Below are 16,904 nucleotides of genomic sequence, written 5' to 3'. Positions count from 1 at the left end.
CGGCCGCGCGCCGTCCCAGGGCGCGGACCTCCTCGGCGGTCTCCTCCGCGCCCTCGAGGTCGCTGTGCCAGGTGATGCCGATGTCCATCCCCGCCCGGGCCAGGCGGACGGCGGTGGCCCGGCCGATGCCGGAGTCGGCGCCGGTGATCACGGCCACCTTGCTGGGCGGTGCGGTGGGGCGGACATGTCGGCCTCCTCGTGGGGCGGGGTGTCGTCGGGGGACGACGAGGCAACTGCCGGACACCCGGAGGTGATCCGGTGAGGCATCGCAGTACCCGGCGCCGTACCGCACAAACCGCTCGCCCGTCGTGCGGCCCCCGGGCCCCTGGGGAACTCTGGAGGTGGAGGTGGCCATGGAACCCGTCGAGGCCCTGGAACGGATCGCCTTCCTGCTGGAGCGGTCCCTGGCGCCGACGTACCGCGTCCGTGCCTTCCGTACGGCGGCCCGGGTGCTGGACGACCTGTCCGCGGACGAGGTGCGCGAGCGCGCGCAGGCCGGTTCGCTGGAGTCGCTCAAGGGCGTCGGCCCGAAGACGGCCCAGGTGGTGCGCGAGGTGCTGGCCGGAGGCGTGCCCGGCTACCTGGAGAAACTGGAGGCGGAGTCCACCGCGCCCCGGGCGCGGGGCGGCGAGAAGCTGCGGGCGCTGCTGCGCGGCGACTGCCATCTGCACTCCGACTGGTCGGACGGCGGCAGCCCGATCGAGGAGATGGGCCGCACCGCCGCGGAGCTGGGCCACGAGTGGGCGGTGCTGACCGACCACTCGCCGCGGCTGACCGTGGCCCGCGGGCTGTCCCCGGAGCGGCTGCGGGAACAGTTGGACGTGGTGGCCGCCCTGAACGAGACCTGGGCGCCGTTCAGGCTGCTCACCGGTATCGAGTGCGACATCCTCGACGACGGCTCGCTGGACCAGGAGCCCGGACTCCTGGACCGCCTGGACGTCGTGGTCGTGTCCGTGCACTCCAAGCTGCGCATGGACGCCCGCTCGATGACCCGGCGCATGGTGGCCGCCGTACGCAATCCGCACGCGAACGTCCTCGGGCACTGCACGGGACGGCTGGTGACCGGGCGGGGGCGGCCCGAGTCGGAGTTCGACGCGGACGAGGTGTTCGCCGCCTGCGCCGAGTCGGGCACCGCGGTGGAGATCAACAGCCGCCCGGAGCGCCTCGACCCGCCGCGCCGGCTGCTGCGCAGGGCGGTCGGGGCGGGTGTGCTGTTCTCGGTCGACACCGACGCACACGCGCCCGGCCAGCTCGACTGGCAGATCCTCGGCTGCGAGCGGGCGGAGGAGTGCGGGGTGCCCGCCGAGCGGATCGTGACCACCTGGAGCCTCGACGACCTGCTGGCCTGGTCCCGGGAGGGCCGGATGCCGGCCCGAGTGGCGGGCGCCTGACGTGGTACCCGTGCGCCCCCCACAGAAAAGGAGCGGTTCATGGAACGGGCGGCAGTGTTCGACGTCGACGGCACCCTGGTCGACACCAACCACCTGCACGTGACGACCTGGTGGGAGGCGCTGCGGCAGGCAGGTCACCAGGTGCCGATGCACGCCGTCCACCGGGCCATCGGGCTCGGCTCCGACGACCTCGTCGCCCACCTCCTCGGCGAGGACCGCGACGAGGACCGGGACGACGAGCTCAGCGCCGCCCACAAGGCCCTGTACGGGCAGTACTTCGACCGGCTGCCCGCCCTCCGGGACGCGGGCCGGCTGCTGCGGCGCCTGGACCACGACGGCTGGCGGGTCGTCCTCGCCACCTCGGCGGGCGGGGCGGAACTGTCCGCGCTGCGCCGGGCGATCGCCGCCGACGACGCCATCATGGCCACCGCCAGCGCCGACGACGTCGAGGAGGGCAAGCCCGCCCCCGAGCCCGTCGAGCACGCCCTGGAGCTGGCCGGGGTGCCCGCCGAGCGCGCGGTCTTCGTCGGCGACACCGTCTGGGACATGCAGGCCGGCACCCGGGCGGGGGTGCGCTGCGTCGGCGTCCTGTGCGGCGGCATCCCCCGCGCCGACCTGGAGGAGGCGGGCGCGCAGGCGATCTACGACGACCCGGCCCACCTCCTGGCGTCCCTGGCGGACAGTCCGCTGGCATGACGTGCCCGACGGCACGGAACCCACAGCACATGACTGGTGTGACAGAAGCCCTCCGCCGACAGCCCCGTCCGACGCACGCCCTGCGGCAGGAGGCCGGTGCCGTGGGCCGGGCCGCCCGTGCCGCCTGCCGTGGGCCGGGGCGGGAGCGCGACCTGCTCGTGCAGTCGCTCAAGGCGTCGGCCGCCGCGATCCTCGCCTGGCTGGTGGCGGGTGTGTGGATGGGCGACCCGATGGCCCTGATGGCGCCGTGGGTGGCGGTGGTGCTGGTGCAGGCCACGGTGTACAGCTCGCTGATGCAGGCCGTGCGGCAGCTCGCGGCGATCTGCTGCGGGACCGTGCTGGCGTCGGTGGCCCTGGCGGTCACCGGGAGCACGCTGGGCGCGGTGGCCCTGTCCGTGCCGCTGCTGGTGCTCCTCGCGAACTGGCCGCGCTTCGGCGACCAGGGGATCTACGGCGCCACCACCGCGCTGTTCACCCTCTCCACCAGCGCCGCCGGGGCGTCCGCCGTCGGGCACCGGGTGGGACAGGCCGCGCTCGGGGCGGTCATCGGTCTCGCCGTGAACGCGTTCGTGTTCCCGCCGATCCATCTGCGGGACGTCCGGGAGAACCTCGCGGCGCTGGCCCGGGAGGCGGGCGACACCCTGCACACCGTGGCCGGTGACCTGCGGGAGGGTGCATGGGACACCCAGGGCTGGTCGCACGCCTCGTCCCGGCTGGAGCGCCGGTTGCAGGCGCTGCGGTCCGCGCGTGCCTGGAGCCGGGAGAGCCTGCGGCTGACCGCCACCCCGCTGCGTGCCGTACGGCGGCCTCCCGCGCCGCTGCCGTCGGAGCAGGAGGACGAACGCTGGAGCCGGGTCACCGGGCACATCCGCGCACTCACCCGGACGCTTGCCGTGGCCGCCGACGAGGACCGCACTCCCGTCCCGCCCGCCGGGCCGGCCCTGGATGCCTACGCCGATCTGCTCCAGCTCATCGGCGACGCGTGCCGCGCGGAGGGCGACCGGCTGCTGGCGACCGACGGCGAGGCACGGCCGGACGAGCACGCCGAGGCGGCGATGCGGGAACTGCGGGGCCAGCTCCAGGAGGGGCTGCGGGAGCACGCCGGGCAGGGGGCCGAGGGCACGACCGTGCTGGGGACCCTGCTGCTCCAGGCCGAGAACCTGTGGAGCGAGACCGTGCCGACCGGTCGGCACGGGTGACGCAGCTCACCCGGAAGGACGCCGTACGGCGGAACACCGAAGGGTCGTTGCCCGTTGAACAGACCGTGGGTACGGATGGGACAGTGTCCCCGGGCCTCACCTTTTGCCCACAGGGACGATCGTTCGGCTGAAGCCCTGTGGAGCCTTTCGCCGAGAGGCGACCGCCATCCGTGCCCACCACCTGACCGCCCCGACCGTGATTCCCCCGTCCGGTCGGGGCTTCCTCATGTCCGAGCCCGGCGCGCCGGGCGCGCCCTGCTTGACTTCGAGAGCACTCCAATTCGTAGCGTTCCGGGCATGAGCACTGCACAGCACAAGATCGGTTCGGGGTTCGGCGCCCACAGCACGGCCGACGACGTCCTCGCGGGCGTCGACCTGTCCGGCAAGCTCGCGATCGTCACGGGCGGCTACTCGGGGCTCGGTCTGGAGACCACCCGGGCGCTCACCAGGGCCGGTGCCCGGGTCGTCGTCCCGGCCCGGCGTCCCGACACCGCCTGGAAGGCCCTCGCCGGCCTCGGCGGTGTCGAACTGGACGAGCTCGACCTCGGGGACCTGGACAGCGTCCGCGCCTTCGCCGAGCGGTTCCTCGACTCGGGCCGCACGGTCGACTTCGTCATCGACAGCGCCGGGATCATGGCCTGCCCGGAGACCCGGGTCGGGCCGGGCTGGGAGGCGCAGTTCGCCACCAACCACCTCGGGCACTTCGCCCTGGTCAACCGGCTGTGGCCGGCCATCGAGCCGGGCGGTGCCCGGGTGGTGTCGGTGTCCTCGCGCGCCCACCACTTCTCCGGCATGCGCTGGGACGACGTCCACTGGCGGACGGGCTACGACAAGTGGCAGGCGTACGGCCAGGCCAAGACGGCGAACGTCCTGTTCGCCGTCCATCTCGACAAGCTCGGCGCCGACCGCGGGGTGCGGGCCTTCGCGCTCCACCCGGGCGGCATCCTCACCCCGTTGCAGCGCCACCTCCCCAAGGCGGAGATGGTGGAGCGCGGCTGGATCGACGAGCAGGGCAACGTGCTCAACCCCTCGGGCTTCAAGAGCCCCGAGCAGGGCGCGGCCACGCAGGTGTGGGCGGCGACCTCACCCCAGCTCGCAGGGATGGGCGGCGTCTACCTGGAGGACTGCGACATCGCCGAGCCCGCCGTCGAGGGCGACCAGAGCAGCGGCGTGCGGGCGTGGGCGACCGACCCGGAGCAGGCGGCCCGGCTGTGGACCCTGTCGGCGGAGCTCACGGGCGTGGACGCGTTCGCCTGAGCCGGGGTCCGCGACGGCCGGGGGTGACTCGGCGGCCTGCCGCCTCCTTCGGCCCGTACGGGTTCCTCAGAGACCCGCCGTCTCCTTCGGCCCGTACAGCGCGGCGGGCGCCCCCGTCCGCAGCGCCCAGTAGCGGTCGCCGTAGGACCAGTGCCACCACTCGGTCGGGTAGTTGACCAGGCCCGCCGCGCTGAGCGCCTGGCCCAGCACGGCCCGGTTGGCCTTCGCCTCCTCGGTGATGTTCCCGGCGCCGGTGTAGCAGGCGCCGTCGCTCTCCTCGGGGTTGGCGTTCATCGCCGTGCCCAGGTCCCGTTCACGGCCGTCGGCGTCGGCGAGGGTGAGGTCGACGGCGGCGCCGGCGCTGTGCGGGGCTATGTCGGGCGGGGAGACGTAGCGGCTGGCAGCGGTGCGGATCCGGTCGGCGTCCCAGTCGGGGTGGGCGACGCGCAGTTCCTCGGCGTACTCCTCGAAGTAGCGGCGCTGGAGGGCGGGCGGCCGGTATCCCTCCACGAAGAGCAGGCGCAGTCCCTCGGGCAGCAGGGCCTGCGCCCGCAGCAACCGGTCGAGGACACCCTGGCGCAGGAAGACCTCGGCGCCCAGGGAGTCCTCCTGCTTGCGGTCGTCGACGAGGAGACGGCCGCGGACGTCCACGAGGGGCTCGCCGTTCTCCTCGACGGGGACGGCGGCGACTCGGGCGTCGGACATCAGGATGATCTCGCTCATGGGGTGATCATCCCGCGGCCGTGGACCGCCGCGTGCGTCGCGTGTATCGCCGGAGGCCGGGTACTCGGGCGGTTCCCCGCCCCAGCGGCCCGAAGGAGCCTGAAGGTGAGCACTTCAACCGGCAGCAGGATCGTGGTCACGGGCGCCACCGGCAACGTGGGAACCAGTGTGGTGCGCCTTCTCTCGGAGGATCCGGAGGTCGGCTCCGTACGGGGCCTGGCCCGGCGCATCCCGGACTGGTCGCCCGCGAGGACGGAGTGGTCCGCGGTCGACCTGTCCTCGCAACGGACGGATCTGGTCGAGGAGTTCGCGGGCGCCGACGCGGTGATCCACCTCGCGTGGGCATTCCAGCCGACGCACGACCCGGCGGTGACCTGGCGCACCAACGTCCTCGGCTCGATCCGGGTGTTCGAGGCAGTGGCGGCGGCGAAGGTGCCGGCGCTGGTGCACGCCTCGTCCGTGGGCGCCTACTCCCCGGGGCCCAAGGAGCACGCGGTGGACGAGTCGTGGCCGACGCACGGCTGGCCGGACGCCGCGTATTGCCGGGAGAAGGCGTATCTGGAGCGCGCCCTGGACACCTTCGAGCGCGACCACCCCGCCGTCCGGGTCGTCCGGATGCGCCCGGCGTTCCTCTTCAAGCGGGAGTCGGCGAGCGAGCAGCGCCGCATCTTCGGCGGCCGGTTCCTGCCGGGCCAGCTCGCCCGGCCCGACCTGCTGCCCTTCCTGCCCGACATCCCCGGCCTGCGGGTGCAGGCACTGCACACCGACGACGCCGCCAAGGCGTACGCGCTGGCGGTGCACTCGGACGTGCGGGGCGCCTTCAACCTGGCCGGCGAGCCGCCGGTCGACGCCGAGCTGCTGGGCGAGATGCTCGGCACCCGACGCGTGCGGCTGCCGCGCAGCGCGGCCCGCTCGGCGATCGCGGCCGCGTGGGGCCTGCATCTGCTGCCCGCGTCCCCGCATCTGTTCGACGCGGTGCTGCGGCTGCCCCTGATGGACTGCACGCGTGCGCGTACGGAACTGGGCTGGTACCCGGAACACACCGCGACCGAGGTCCTGGAGGAGTTCCTGCACGGGATGCAGCAGGGCGCGGGAGCGCGGACGGAGCCGATGAAGGGCCGCAAGGTGGGCTGACCCGGCGGGCCGCCCGGGTCAGCCGGGGGACTCCTGGGCGCCCGGGTGCTCGGGGTGCACGGTGTCCGACCGCGCCGCCCCCTGCCGTCCGGTCCCCGCCTCGTCGGTGTCGGGCACGTCCTGCGACTCGTCGGCGCCCGGCTCCCCGTCCGGGACGCCGGCGACCTCCCACGGGTCCTCGCCCTCGCCCGCCTGCTGGTCCGGCAGATCCCGCGGGATGGGGTCGCCGTTCTCGCCCGGGCCTTCGTTGCGGTGGTCCACGGTGTTCTCCCTTCGTATGCACGGCGGGAGCGCGAGTACCTCCGCGCAGGTCGGCGAAACGTCAGTGCGGGGCGCGCTCCTCCAGGGCGGTCCGCCAGGCCGGTGCCGGTCCCTCGGGTGCGGGCTCCGGGCGCCGGCCGCCGCGGGCGAAGAAGTCGGCGAGCGGGAGGATGGCCGCGCCGACGGTGACCGCGTCGGGCCCGAGGCGGCCCAGGTCGACGGTGACCTTCTCGGCCGGGTACCGCAGCGCGTACGCCGTCGCATGGCGCCGTACGGCCGGCAGGAACCGCTCGCCGAGCTGGAGCCCGGCCCAGCCGCCGACGATGATCCGCTCGGGCTGGAAGAGGTTGATCAGGTCGGACAGCCCGGCGCCCAGGTACTCGGCGGTCTCCTCCAGGACGGCCAGCGCCACGGGATCGCCCGGGGTGCCCTCGGCCGGGTGGGCGGCGGCGAGCATCTCGGTCAGCGCGCTCTCCTCGTCGGCGCCCTCGGAGGGCCGGCCGCCCGCCTCCCGCCAGCGCTCCAGCAGCGACTCGGCGCCCGCGTACGCCTCCAGGCAGCCGAGGGCACCGCAGCGGCAGCGGCGCCCCCTGACCCGTACGGTGAGGTGTCCCCATTCGACCGCCCGGCCGTGCTCCACCTCGGGTGTCACCAGACAGGCGCCGACGCCGGAGCCGAAGAGGACGACGACGGCGCTGCGGGCACCGCGTCCGCCGCCGAACCACATCTCGGCCTGGCCGAGGGTCTTGGCGCCGTTGTCGATGAAGTACCGGACGCCTGCGGGGAGCGGGGAGCCGGTGCGCAGCAGGGCCTCCAGCGGGACGGCGTCCCAGCCGATGGTCTGCCCGTGCACGACGGCCCCCCTCTCGGGGGTGTGCGCGACGATGCCCGGCACGCCGATGCCGACGCCGAGCAGCGCCTCGGGCTCGATCGCGGCGGCGGAGAGCACCTCGGTGATGCCGTCGCGGATGTGCCCGACGATGGCCTCCACGTCGTAGCCCGGCTGGGTCAACGGCCGTTCGGCGCGGACGAGTTCGGTCAGGGTGAGGTCGAACAGCTCGACGCGCACCCGGGTCTCGCCGACGTCGACGCCGATCATGTGGCCGCTGTCGGGCGCCACCCGCAGCAGGGTGCGGGGACGTCCGCCGTCGGAGTCGACGCTCCCGGCCTCTTCCAGCAGGCCGTCGGCCACGAGGTCGGAGACGACGTTGCTGACCGAGCCGGAGCTGAGGCCGGTGACGGGGCCGAGCTCGAAGCGGCTGAGGGGTCCGTCGAAGTAGAGGCGTTGCAGTACGGCTGTGCGGTTGGCGCGTCTGAGGTCGCGTACGGTGCGTTTGTTCAAGGCTGTTCAGGCTCCCGTGACCCTGGCGAGGGCCTCGATCTCGTCCAGTGCGGCGACGAGTTCCGGGGCGACCGCCGACTGGACCCAGCGTTCCTTCTCGTCGTCGACCGCCCGGGGGACGGTCTCCGTCAGCATGATCAGGTAGAGGTAGGCGCGGTAGAGGGCCAGGCGCACCCGGGCCGGGACGTCGAACCCGGCCCGGCCGCCCGCCTCCCGGTAGCCCGCGAGGAACGGCTCGTCCGTCTTGATGTCCCCGAGGAGCGCCAGGGACACGAAGTCGGCGAGGGGGTCGCCCCAGAACATCCGCTCCCCGTCGATGAGCCCGCCGATGCGCGGCTCCCCGCCGGCCGGGCGGTCGACCAGGATGTTCCCGTCCCACAGGTCGAAGTGGACCAGCGCGGGGACCGTGACCTCGTCGAGCGCGGGAAACCCGGCCCGCAGCGTGCTCTCCGCCTGTTCGACGGAGCGGGGCAGCCGTGCCCCGTAGTCCCGGGCGTCGGCCAGGACGGCCTCGATCATGGTGGTGAACGCGGTCCGCCAGTCGGGGGCGAGGGGACCGAGTGCGCGGGAGGGGTAGCCGAAGCCCGGCCCGGTCACCGTGTGCAGCCGGGCCACCTGCCGGCCCAACTCCCTGCGCAGCGGGGCCCGTTCGGCCTCGGTGACCGAGCTGTCCCAGGGTTCTCCGGGACAGGCGGTCATCAGCAAGTGCGGTACGCCGGTGCGGGCGCCGACGGCCACCACGTGCGGCGCCGCGACCTCGACGGTGGCGGCCGCGCGGTAGAACTCCGCCTCGGAGACGAGGAGTTCACGCTCGTGGCGCAGGCCGGGGACGGTGGACGCGGGCGGGACCTTGAGGACGTACCGGGTGCCGTCGGTGAGGAGGAGCTCCTCGACGGTGTTGTACGTGCCGCCCTTCAGGGGGCGGACGCGGGCGAGCCGGCCGGGGTCGAGGCCCGCGTCCTCCAGCACCTGCCGAGCCCACTCCCAGGAGTCCACCAACGCCCCGCCCCTTCTGTCACCCCGCGGCGTACACGTCCTCGACGTGGCGCCCGTCCCGCCCCAGCCCGTGGAGCCACCGCTCGGCGGCCGTCTCGTCGGCGTCGGGCGGGTGTTCCCGCAACAGGGTACGGAACGCGTCCCGCGCCGGGAGCCGTCGTGATCCGTACCCGTCCACACGTACACACGGGCAACAGCCCGCAGAAGTTCCCGGACCTCGTCCCGCGCGCCAGAAGGCGGCGCTGGCGGGCGGTGCCCCGGCAGGAGGACGCCCGCATCTCATGTGCCGGAGCCCACCGACAGCACGATCTTGCCGCGGTTGTCACGCCGTTCCAGCCGCTCGTGGGCGGCCCGCGCCTCCTCCAGGGGTACGACGGTCTCGATCGGCACGCGGTACACGCCGGCGGCGACCCGCTCGGCCAGTTCCCGCAGGTCGGGACGCGGATCGTAGCCGTGGATCTGGAGGTTGGTGAGCTGGAAGCCGAGGATCGAGGCGTTCTTGGGATAGAAGTCGCGGGTGTCGACGGTGCTCGGCTCCAGGGCCACGTTGGCGAGGGCGACGACGCGGCCGCCGTACCCCACCTCGCGCAGGCTGCGCCCGAAGGCCGCCCCTCCGACCGTGTCCAGGACGACGTCGGCGCCCCGTCCGTCGGTCAGCCGCAGCACCTCCTCGACCTCGGCCTCGTCGGGGTGGGCGGAGGTGTCGAGGGTGACGTCGGCGCCGAACTCCCCCGCCCAGGCGGCCTTCTCGGCCGAACCGGCCAGGGCGATGATCGTCGCCCCCGCCTCGGCGGCGATCTGCACGGCCGCCGTGCCCACCCCGCTCGCCGCGGCCTTCACCACGACGGTGTCGTCCTTGGTGACGCGGGCGAGGTGGCGCAGGCAGTACCAGGCGCTGAGCCAGGCGATCGGCAGGGCGGCGGCCTGGGTGAGGCCGACACCGTCGGGGAGCGCGACCACGTTGGCGGCGGGCACCGTGGCCGACTCCGCGTAGAAGCCGGACGACTTGCCGCCGTCCAGCGCCATGACCCGCTGCCCCGGCGCGACGCCGGTCACCCCCTCCCCCACCTCGACGACGACCCCGGCCGCCTCGGCGCCCGGGATCAGCGGCGGGCGCCCGGCGCGGTGGTAGCGGCCCGCGCGGAGCAGGGCGTCGGCCCGGTTCACCCCGGCCGCGCCGATCCGCACCAGCACCTCCCCGGGCCCCGGCACCGGCTCGGGGACGTCGACCGGCACCAGTACCTCAGGTCCGCCGAAGCTGTCGATCCGCACCGCACGCATACCGCACCTGCTCCCTGCCCGGTCACCCGAGCAACTGACACCGGTTGAAGTGGTGTCACCTTCCGACACCCCCTCAACCGGTGTCAAGTGGTCGTGCGACACCGACCGACACCACTTGAACCGGTGTACTCTCGACGGCATGACCGGCAGCCCCGCCCCCGTCGACCCGGCCCTCGCGTTCCCGTTCGTCGGGGGTCGCCCCTGTCTGGACTTCGCAGCCACCCTCGGCAAACGGCACGCCACACCGCTGGAGCGGCTCCCCGACACGGACGCGCTCGCACGCTGGTTCACGGAGGCCGAGCTGGCCACCGGTGAGGATCCGGTGCGGGTCACCACGAGGGATCTGGCGCAGGCCCGTCTTCTGCGCGAGTCCGTGTACGCCCTGGTCCGCGCGGCGATGGCCGGGCGGGAACCGGACCCCTCCGACGTGGAGCGGGTCAACGCGGCCGCCGCCCAGCCGGACCTCGCCCCCCAGCTCGGCCCGGCCCGCTGGACGGCCCGCAGTCCGGCCCGCGCGGCCCTGGCGACGGTGGCGCGGGACGCCGTACTGCTGGTGCGCGGGCCGCTCCTGGAGCGCGTCAAGGAGTGCGAGAACCCGGGCTGTTCGCTGCTGTTCCTGGACGACTCGCAGGCCCGCCGCCGCCGTTGGTGCTCGATGGACCGCTGCGGCAACCTCGCGAAGATCGCCGGTTACCGGTCCCGCAGCCGGGCCGCCGTCACCCGGTGAAGGTGGATCAGGACGTCGTGGGTGCGGGCCAGGGCGACCTCGTGCGGGCCGTCGGGGTAGGCGGTGCCGATGCGGTAGGTCGGGCGGGCCCCGTGCAGCCAGGCACGGGCCGGTGAGGCGACCGTCCGCAGGTCGAGCGCGTAGTCGCGGTACCGGACCCGGTCCAGGGTCCGCTCGTTGCTGCCCGCGGCGGCCGGGCCCACGGTCCAGCGGCGTACCGCGCCGCCGTCCCGGCCGGTGGCGTGGAACGAGCCCCGGTCGAAGGTCAGGCCGACGTTCACGTACGCCGAACCGAGGCTGTCCCGCAGGAACGCACCCTGCGGCTTCGGAGAGGCGGGGTCGTAGCTCTCGTAGCCGACATGGGCGTCGTGCGCGGACAGCAGGACCTTGGTGCCGGTGTGCCGCTGCCACCAGACCACGTTGGCGGCCATCGCCTCGTCGCGGTAGCGCATGGCGGCGGCGACCTGCGCGGGGTCCTCGAAGTCGAAGGCGTACTGGCGGGCGGTCCGGTCGACCGCCGTCGCGTCCTGGACGGTCCGGGCATCGGCTCCGGCCCGCCTCACCAGCTCCAGCGCCTCGCCGCTGCGCTCGGCCAGCTCCCTGCGTTCGGCGTACGGCATGGCGAGGTGGCGCTCGATGTAGGCCCCGGCCTGCTCGGTGGGCCGCAGCCCGCGGTACAGCCCGGCCAGGCGCTCGCCCGCGGTGGGGTCGAGGGCGGTCACCCGGGCCACGACCGCGTCGTACGTCTCGGGGCCGGTCCACGCGGTGTCGTCGCCGACGAAGCGGACGGGGTCGCCCGGGTTGCGGACGTTGTAGGCCCGCATCCACTCGACCAGCCGCAGGTAGTCGGTGTTGTTCCACCACAGGTAGTCCCGCTGGAACTCCTCGCGCATGATGCGCCGCGGGTCGCCCGTGCCGTGCACCACGTAGTCGTCGAGCCGCAGCCCGGTGCTCCAGGGGGCTTCCAGGGCGAAGGTGCGGAATCCCTTCTCCTCGACCAGGTACCGGAAGAGGCGGTCCTTGAGGGCGAAGAAGTCGTGGGAGCCGTGCGTGGCCTCGCCGACGCCGACGACACCGGCGCCGCCGACCATCCGGCCGAAGGGGCGCAGATCCCGGGTGCGGCCGCCGGGTTCGACGGTACGCAGCGGGTGGGCGGTCCGGTCGAGGGCATCGACGACGGTGGGGGCCTGCGCCCGGGCCGCGCCCGTGGCCGGCACCGCCGTGCCGAGAGTGATGAGCAGAGTCAGGATGGTCGGGATCCGGGTCCGGTTCATCGCTCCACGCTGTCGCTTCGGACCGGCCGCGGGCCATCCGGCGGGCCACCGTCGGCGGCGGGGGTTCTCCCCAGGGATCGTCCGAGGTGGCGCGGGGTGTCCGCCGTCACTGCCCCGGGTCCTTGCCCTGGGGATGCCGCGTCCCAGAATGGGGACACGTCGGCGGATCTTCACATTCCGCCAGGAGTGCACCGGTCGCTTATGTGGAAGGGGAACACACTGAGGATGCGAGATGTACGTGAGTGGACGGCGTCGCCGGTGCGGTTTCTGAAACGGCGCCGGGACCCCGTGGTCGTGCAGACGCTGCGGTCGGCGGCCGCGGCGACGATCGCGTACGTCATCGCGCTGCGGCTCAGCCCCGAGGCGGCCCCGCTCACCGCTCCCCTGACCGCCCTGCTCGTCGTCCAGGTGACCCTCTACTCCACGCTCACCACCGGCGTCCGCCGGGTGAACTCGGTGGTGACCGGTGTCCTCGTCGCCATCGCCTTCAGTCTGCTGGTGGGTCTGACCTGGTGGAGCCTCGGCCTGCTGATCGTGGCCTCGCTGGTGGTCGGACGGCTGGTGCGGGTCGAGGAGTTCGTGCCCGAGGTGGCGATCAGCGCGATGCTGGTGCTCGGGGTGACGACGGTCGGGGACACCGCCTGGGCACGCGTGCTGGAGACGCTGATCGGCGCGGTCGTCGGTCTCGCCTGCAATCTGCTGCTCGCTCCCCCGGTGTGGGTGGACGAGGCGGGCGAGTCGATCGAAGGACTGGCCCGCAGGCTGCGCAGGCTGATGCTGCGGATGGGCGAGGAGGCCGCCGGCCGAACGCCCGTGGACGTGGCGACGGCCCGGCTGTACGAGGCCCGCGAGCTCGACCACGACATCGTGGAGGTGGACGCGGCCCTCAGGCAGGCCGAGGACAGCCTGAAGCTGAACCCCAGGGTGAAGGAAGGCCTGCTGCACCGGGTGGTGCTGCGCACCGGCCTGGACACCCTGGAGATCTGCACGGTCGTGCTGCGGGTCCTCGCGCGCACCCTCACCGACCTCGCCAAGGAACGCGACCCCTTCGCCGACGAGCCGTACCCGAGCGACGAGGAGCCGGTGCCCGACCCGCTGTTCGGTCCGGAGACCGGGCGGACCGTGGAGCAGTTGCTGTCCGAGATCGGTGACGCCGTGGTCAGCTTCGCGGTGCTGGTCACCACCCACGTCAGTGTGAGCGCCGAGTCCGCGGAGGCCCGGCTCACCGCCGAGCTGCGGCAGGCCTCGGCCACCCGCGACAAGCTGGCCCAGCTGCTGCTGGAGGAGATCCAGCGGGACGCCCGCCAGTGGCAGCTGCACGGGGCGGTGCTCACCGAGGTCAACCGCATCCTCGACGAACTGGACACCGAGCACCGCTCCCGCCGCCTGCTGGAGGAACTGGACCGCGCGTCCCGTGATCAGCGCGAGCGGATGCCGCACCTGACCCGCATGCAGGAACGCTGGCGCCGGAACCGCGCGGCACTCTCCCGTCGTTCCAGGTGACACAGGCACAACGGGACCAACCCAGGGGGCGGAGCGATGACCGGCACGAGCGTGCGGATCGACGGGAACACACTGCGGCTGCCGGGCGGTGCGGCGGTGCGGTTCGTCCGCACCCTGCGGCTGCCCGAGACGGGCACGCATCCGCTGCCTCCGGGGCTCGGCGAGTTCCCGGTGCGCCGCATCTCCGACTACCCGGACACCGTGCCGGAGCAGTGGCGGGCCCGGGGCGGCGTGATGCTGCCGGTGTACCAGCGGGAGGCGATGTGGCTGAGCTTCGGGGGCACCACCGAACCCGCCGCCCTTCAGGTCGGGGTGGGCAAGGTGTGCGCGGTCTCCGGCAAGCCGTGGAGCGACCGGCTCACCCGTGACCCGCAGAACTACGTGGTCCTGCCCCGGCAGCCGTGGCTGGACGGCATCAACTCCGGCAAGGGGACGGTCCGCCAGTTCGTCGCGGTGCCCCTCGGGCTGGGCGCCACCGTCGAGGGGCAGGTCACCGGCGAGGAGGTCTGGGGCGGCGTACAGCTCCAGGCCTTCCCGCTGGTGGAGGAGCGGCTGGCGCAGTGGCGCCAGGCGCAGGAGCGGCTGCGCTCGGCGAGCGGGCCGGGCATGGCGTACGGGGCGGCCGTGCCCATGGCGGCGATGGCCGCGCCGCCCGCTCCTGGAGCGGCGCCCCGCGGCGCGCCGGCGATGGGGCTGGGCGTCGGCGGTTCCATGCGCCAGGAGGTCTACCGGGACGAGCGGCCGCTGTCGGACTGGGCGGGCACCCCGGCCGGGCGGGTCTTCGTGCACCTGGTGACACCGCCCGAGTGGCGCCGCATCACCGGCGAGGCTCCCCCGCCGTCGCCCGTGGACCGCGCGGCCTACACCAGGGCGGGCCTGCCCTGGTTCGACTACTACGACCAGGACGCGGAGGATCTCGCCCCGACGGACACGCTGGAGGGCGTGAAACCGGTGGGCGACTGGCTCGGCGACGACCACGAGCCCTGGCAGCCGCCCGCGCCGGGCCAGGTGAAGCCGCTGGGGGACGCGCCGGGCAAGCCGGTCGAGGACGGCGACTGGTAGCGGACGGCCGGCGGCTCGGGTTGCACCGGCCCGCCGGTCCGGGTGAAGGTGGCTGTCCAGGTCCGAGACGGTCGATCACCCGGGGTGCGCAGGGATGAGCAGTGCGAACGGCGGCTGGAACAGGCGCCGGTTCGTCGGCGCTCTGGCGGGAGCGGGCGCGGGGCTCGTCGGCTGCTCGACGTCGTCCGGACCGTCGTCGGCCTCGACGCCGCCAGGACGGTCGTCGGCCCCGGCGCCCTCGCGGGCCGCCGGTTCCCCCGGGGCCGCCTCGCCGAGCCCCGCGAGGACGTCGTCCGTACCGGCCCGGAAGGGACCCAGCCCGCTCTACCTCGGCACCTACACCTCCGGCGAGGGCGGCGGCACCGGCATCGGCGTCGCCGCCTACGACGCCGGGAGCGGCCGGATCACCGGGACCGGCACCATCACCGGCGTCACCAACCCGTCGTACCTCGCCCCGCACCCGGACGGCCGCACCCTGTACGCGGTGGCCGAGCAGGAGGCCGGTGCCGTGACCGCCGTACGCCTGTCCGACCGCAAGGTCCTGGGGAGCCGGAGCACCGGCGGGGCGGGGCCGTGTCATCTGTCGGTGCATCCGGGCGGGCGCTGGCTGCTCAGCGCCAACTACGGCTCCGGCAGTGTGGCGGTGCACCCGATCGACTCCTCGGGAGCGCTCGGCGAGCTCAGGGACCTGGTCACGCACTCCAGTCCGGCTCCGGGTCCCGGCCAGGAGGGCCCGCACGCGCACCAGTTCCTCACCGCTCCCGACGGCGGCCATGTGCTCGCCGTCGACCTGGGCAAGGACACCGTCTACAGCTACCGCCTGAACGAACGGACCGGTGCCCTCACGGAGGTCTCCCGGGCCCGCACCCGGGCCGGTGCCGGACCGCGTCACCTCACCTTCCACCCCGGCGGCCGGTACGCCTACCTGGCCAACGAGGCCGACAACACGGTGGCGGTCTGCGCCTACGACCGCGGCTCCGGCCGGCTGTCCGTCGGGGCGCCGCAGTCCACGGGGACGGGGTCGGGCACCAACTACCCGGCGCAGCTCCTGGTCACCGCTAACGGCTCGTACGCCTATCTCGCCAACCGGGGCCACAACAGCCTGACGCGGTACGCGGTGGAGGCGGACGGTGCCCGGCTGCGGCTGCTCGACACCGTGCCCGTGCAGGGTGACTTCCCGCGGCAGATCGCCTTCTCCCCGGACGGCAGGCTGCTCTTCGCGGCCAACCAGAGGTCCGGCACCGTCAGCGTGTTCCACGTGGACGCGGCCGACGGTGGTCTGCGGCTCGCGGGCAAGCCGTTCGCCTCACCCGTCGCCGTCTGTGCGCTGCCGCTGTAGGGCCCGCGGGCAGGCGGCCGCGCTCGCCTGGGTCAGCAGCACGTGCATGCGCTCTGTCAGCCCCGCCACGTCGTCGGCCGGCGCGTGGAAGGGCAGGCGTACGTCGCCGTGGGCGCGGGCGCGCTCGATGCGCAGGGTCAGTCCGTGCCGGTCGACGGCGAGGGGCTGGACGCGGACCGCGCCGTGCAGGCTGCCGTGGTCCACGAGCCGCGTGAGCCGCTCGATCGCGTCGGGGTGGCAGTCGGCGAGGTGGGTGAGCAGCCCGGCCTCGGCCGTGGCGAGCGGGTCGGGCGCGGCGGCGGCGAACTCGTCGAGGTCGACGACCACCGCGCCGGACGGCCGGCGCAGCACCACGCGCGTGGCCTCGAACTCCAGTCGGCCGTCCCCGGGGACGAACCGGCCGGCGATCCACAGCCGGGCCCGGATCCGGCTGCGCACGGGGACGGGCGCCACGTCGGCGAACTCCAGGACGGCGGACGGCTCGCCGCGGGGCGCGCAGATCGCGGCCGTGAGCAGGGTGCTGTCCTCGGGCACGGCCAGCGTCACCCGTCCGTCCGCGGTGACGCTGTGGGCGCCGACGAACTCCTCGCGGCCGCCCTCGGCGGTCACCGCGCAGGACCACGAGGCGGCGAGGACCGACCGGGCGTGTTCCGCCGCGGAAGGCGCGGCCGTCCAGGTCTGACTGTCACCCATCCATTCCTCCTAAGGTAAGGCTTGCC

Annotated in this window: 17 protein-coding genes; 9 read left to right on the top strand and 8 right to left on the bottom strand. The window is 74.1% G+C overall.

The genetic code is table 11. From position 1 onward, the window contains the following. The coding region (locus AOJ26_RS42795; RefSeq protein WP_159044270.1) for an SDR family NAD(P)-dependent oxidoreductase at positions 1–157 on the bottom strand (157 nt) is incomplete at its 3' end. A 196-nt stretch (positions 158–353) separates the two neighbouring features. On the opposite strand from AOJ26_RS42795, the gene AOJ26_RS12380 reads away from it, so the two are divergent. The 4 genes from AOJ26_RS12380 (at position 354) to AOJ26_RS12365 (ending at position 4,543) form a co-directional block, all read left to right on the top strand. Further along, positions 354–1,391 carry a PHP domain-containing protein gene (locus AOJ26_RS12380; RefSeq protein ID WP_053848308.1) on the top strand — a complete coding sequence of 346 codons (1,038 nt, stop codon included), beginning with the start codon at positions 354–356 and terminating at the stop codon, positions 1,389–1,391. 39 nt (positions 1,392–1,430) lie between these two features. Next, positions 1,431–2,087, top strand: coding sequence for an HAD family hydrolase (locus AOJ26_RS12375; RefSeq protein WP_053848304.1), 657 nt, complete (start codon positions 1,431–1,433; stop codon positions 2,085–2,087). Between the two features lie 29 nt (positions 2,088–2,116). Then, positions 2,117–3,286: an FUSC family protein gene (locus tag AOJ26_RS12370; protein WP_053848303.1), complete on the top strand. Its 1,170-nt coding sequence runs from the start codon at positions 2,117–2,119 to the stop codon at positions 3,284–3,286. A 297-nt stretch (positions 3,287–3,583) separates the two neighbouring features. Beyond that, complete coding sequence (locus AOJ26_RS12365) at positions 3,584–4,543, top strand: SDR family NAD(P)-dependent oxidoreductase (protein WP_053848302.1); 960 nt, start codon at positions 3,584–3,586, stop codon at positions 4,541–4,543. Between the two features lie 66 nt (positions 4,544–4,609). Here AOJ26_RS12365 and AOJ26_RS12360 read toward each other — a convergent pair whose 3' ends face one another. Further along, complete coding sequence (locus AOJ26_RS12360) at positions 4,610–5,266, bottom strand: M15 family metallopeptidase (protein WP_053848301.1); 657 nt, start codon at positions 5,264–5,266, stop codon at positions 4,610–4,612. A gap of 105 nt (positions 5,267–5,371) precedes the next feature. Here AOJ26_RS12360 and AOJ26_RS12355 point away from each other — a divergent pair, with 105 nt between their 5' ends. Then, a complete protein-coding gene (locus AOJ26_RS12355) occupies positions 5,372–6,400 on the top strand; it encodes an SDR family oxidoreductase (RefSeq protein WP_053848300.1) in 1,029 nt (342 codons plus the stop codon). Between the two features lie 18 nt (positions 6,401–6,418). Here the strand turns inward: AOJ26_RS12355 and AOJ26_RS12350 are convergent, their stop codons facing one another. The 4 genes from AOJ26_RS12350 to AOJ26_RS12335 all read right to left on the bottom strand — a co-directional run bounded on the left by AOJ26_RS12350 (position 6,419) and on the right by AOJ26_RS12335 (position 10,280). Continuing rightward, complete coding sequence (locus AOJ26_RS12350) at positions 6,419–6,661, bottom strand: hypothetical protein (RefSeq protein WP_053848299.1); 243 nt, start codon at positions 6,659–6,661, stop codon at positions 6,419–6,421. A gap of 61 nt (positions 6,662–6,722) precedes the next feature. After that, the gene (locus AOJ26_RS12345) at positions 6,723–8,003 is read right to left on the bottom strand and encodes an ROK family protein (RefSeq protein WP_053848298.1); all 1,281 of its coding nucleotides are present in this window, start codon (positions 8,001–8,003) and stop codon (positions 6,723–6,725) included. A 6-nt stretch (positions 8,004–8,009) separates the two neighbouring features. Beyond that, entirely contained in the window at positions 8,010–9,002 is a 993-nt protein-coding gene (locus AOJ26_RS12340; protein ID WP_053848297.1) for a phosphotransferase family protein, read from the bottom strand. 276 nt (positions 9,003–9,278) lie between these two features. Further along, complete coding sequence (locus tag AOJ26_RS12335) at positions 9,279–10,280, bottom strand: quinone oxidoreductase family protein (protein ID WP_053848296.1); 1,002 nt, start codon at positions 10,278–10,280, stop codon at positions 9,279–9,281. Positions 10,281–10,419: 139 nt separating this feature from the next. On the opposite strand from AOJ26_RS12335, the gene AOJ26_RS12330 reads away from it, so the two are divergent. After that, a complete protein-coding gene (locus AOJ26_RS12330; protein ID WP_053848295.1) occupies positions 10,420–11,007 on the top strand; it encodes a CGNR zinc finger domain-containing protein in 588 nt (195 codons plus the stop codon). Here the strand turns inward: AOJ26_RS12330 and AOJ26_RS12325 are convergent. Next, positions 10,971–12,281 carry an erythromycin esterase family protein gene (locus AOJ26_RS12325; protein ID WP_053848294.1) on the bottom strand — a complete coding sequence of 437 codons (1,311 nt, stop codon included), beginning with the start codon at positions 12,279–12,281 and terminating at the stop codon, positions 10,971–10,973. The two genes, AOJ26_RS12330 and AOJ26_RS12325, sit on opposite strands and share 37 nt — an antisense overlap. A 225-nt stretch (positions 12,282–12,506) precedes the next feature. Here AOJ26_RS12325 and AOJ26_RS12320 point away from each other — a divergent pair, with 225 nt between their 5' ends. The 3 genes from AOJ26_RS12320 to AOJ26_RS12310 all read left to right on the top strand — a co-directional run bounded on the left by AOJ26_RS12320 (position 12,507) and on the right by AOJ26_RS12310 (position 16,185). Continuing rightward, positions 12,507–13,784 carry an FUSC family protein gene (locus AOJ26_RS12320; protein WP_053848307.1) on the top strand — a complete coding sequence of 426 codons (1,278 nt, stop codon included), beginning with the start codon at positions 12,507–12,509 and terminating at the stop codon, positions 13,782–13,784. Between the two features lie 36 nt (positions 13,785–13,820). After that, positions 13,821–14,846 carry a hypothetical protein gene (locus AOJ26_RS12315; protein ID WP_053848293.1) on the top strand — a complete coding sequence of 342 codons (1,026 nt, stop codon included), beginning with the start codon at positions 13,821–13,823 and terminating at the stop codon, positions 14,844–14,846. Positions 14,847–14,940: 94 nt separating this feature from the next. After that, entirely contained in the window at positions 14,941–16,185 is a 1,245-nt protein-coding gene (locus AOJ26_RS12310) for a lactonase family protein (RefSeq protein WP_053848292.1), read from the top strand. On the opposite strand, the gene AOJ26_RS12305 is transcribed toward AOJ26_RS12310, so the two are convergent. Beyond that, positions 16,153–16,878 (bottom strand): DUF2470 domain-containing protein, encoded by a 726-nt coding sequence (locus AOJ26_RS12305; protein ID WP_053848291.1) that lies wholly within the window; start codon positions 16,876–16,878, stop codon positions 16,153–16,155. The genes AOJ26_RS12310 and AOJ26_RS12305 overlap by 33 nt on opposite strands. Positions 16,879–16,904: the final 26 nt, after the last annotated feature.

Origin of the sequence: Streptomyces sp. NRRL B-24085 (genome assembly GCF_001282115.1) — a bacterium.
Taxonomy (GTDB): Bacteria; Actinomycetota; Actinomycetes; order Streptomycetales; family Streptomycetaceae; genus Streptomyces.
The sequence above is the reverse complement of the archived record's forward strand: the minus strand, read 5'-3'. Positions and strand labels throughout refer to the sequence as shown.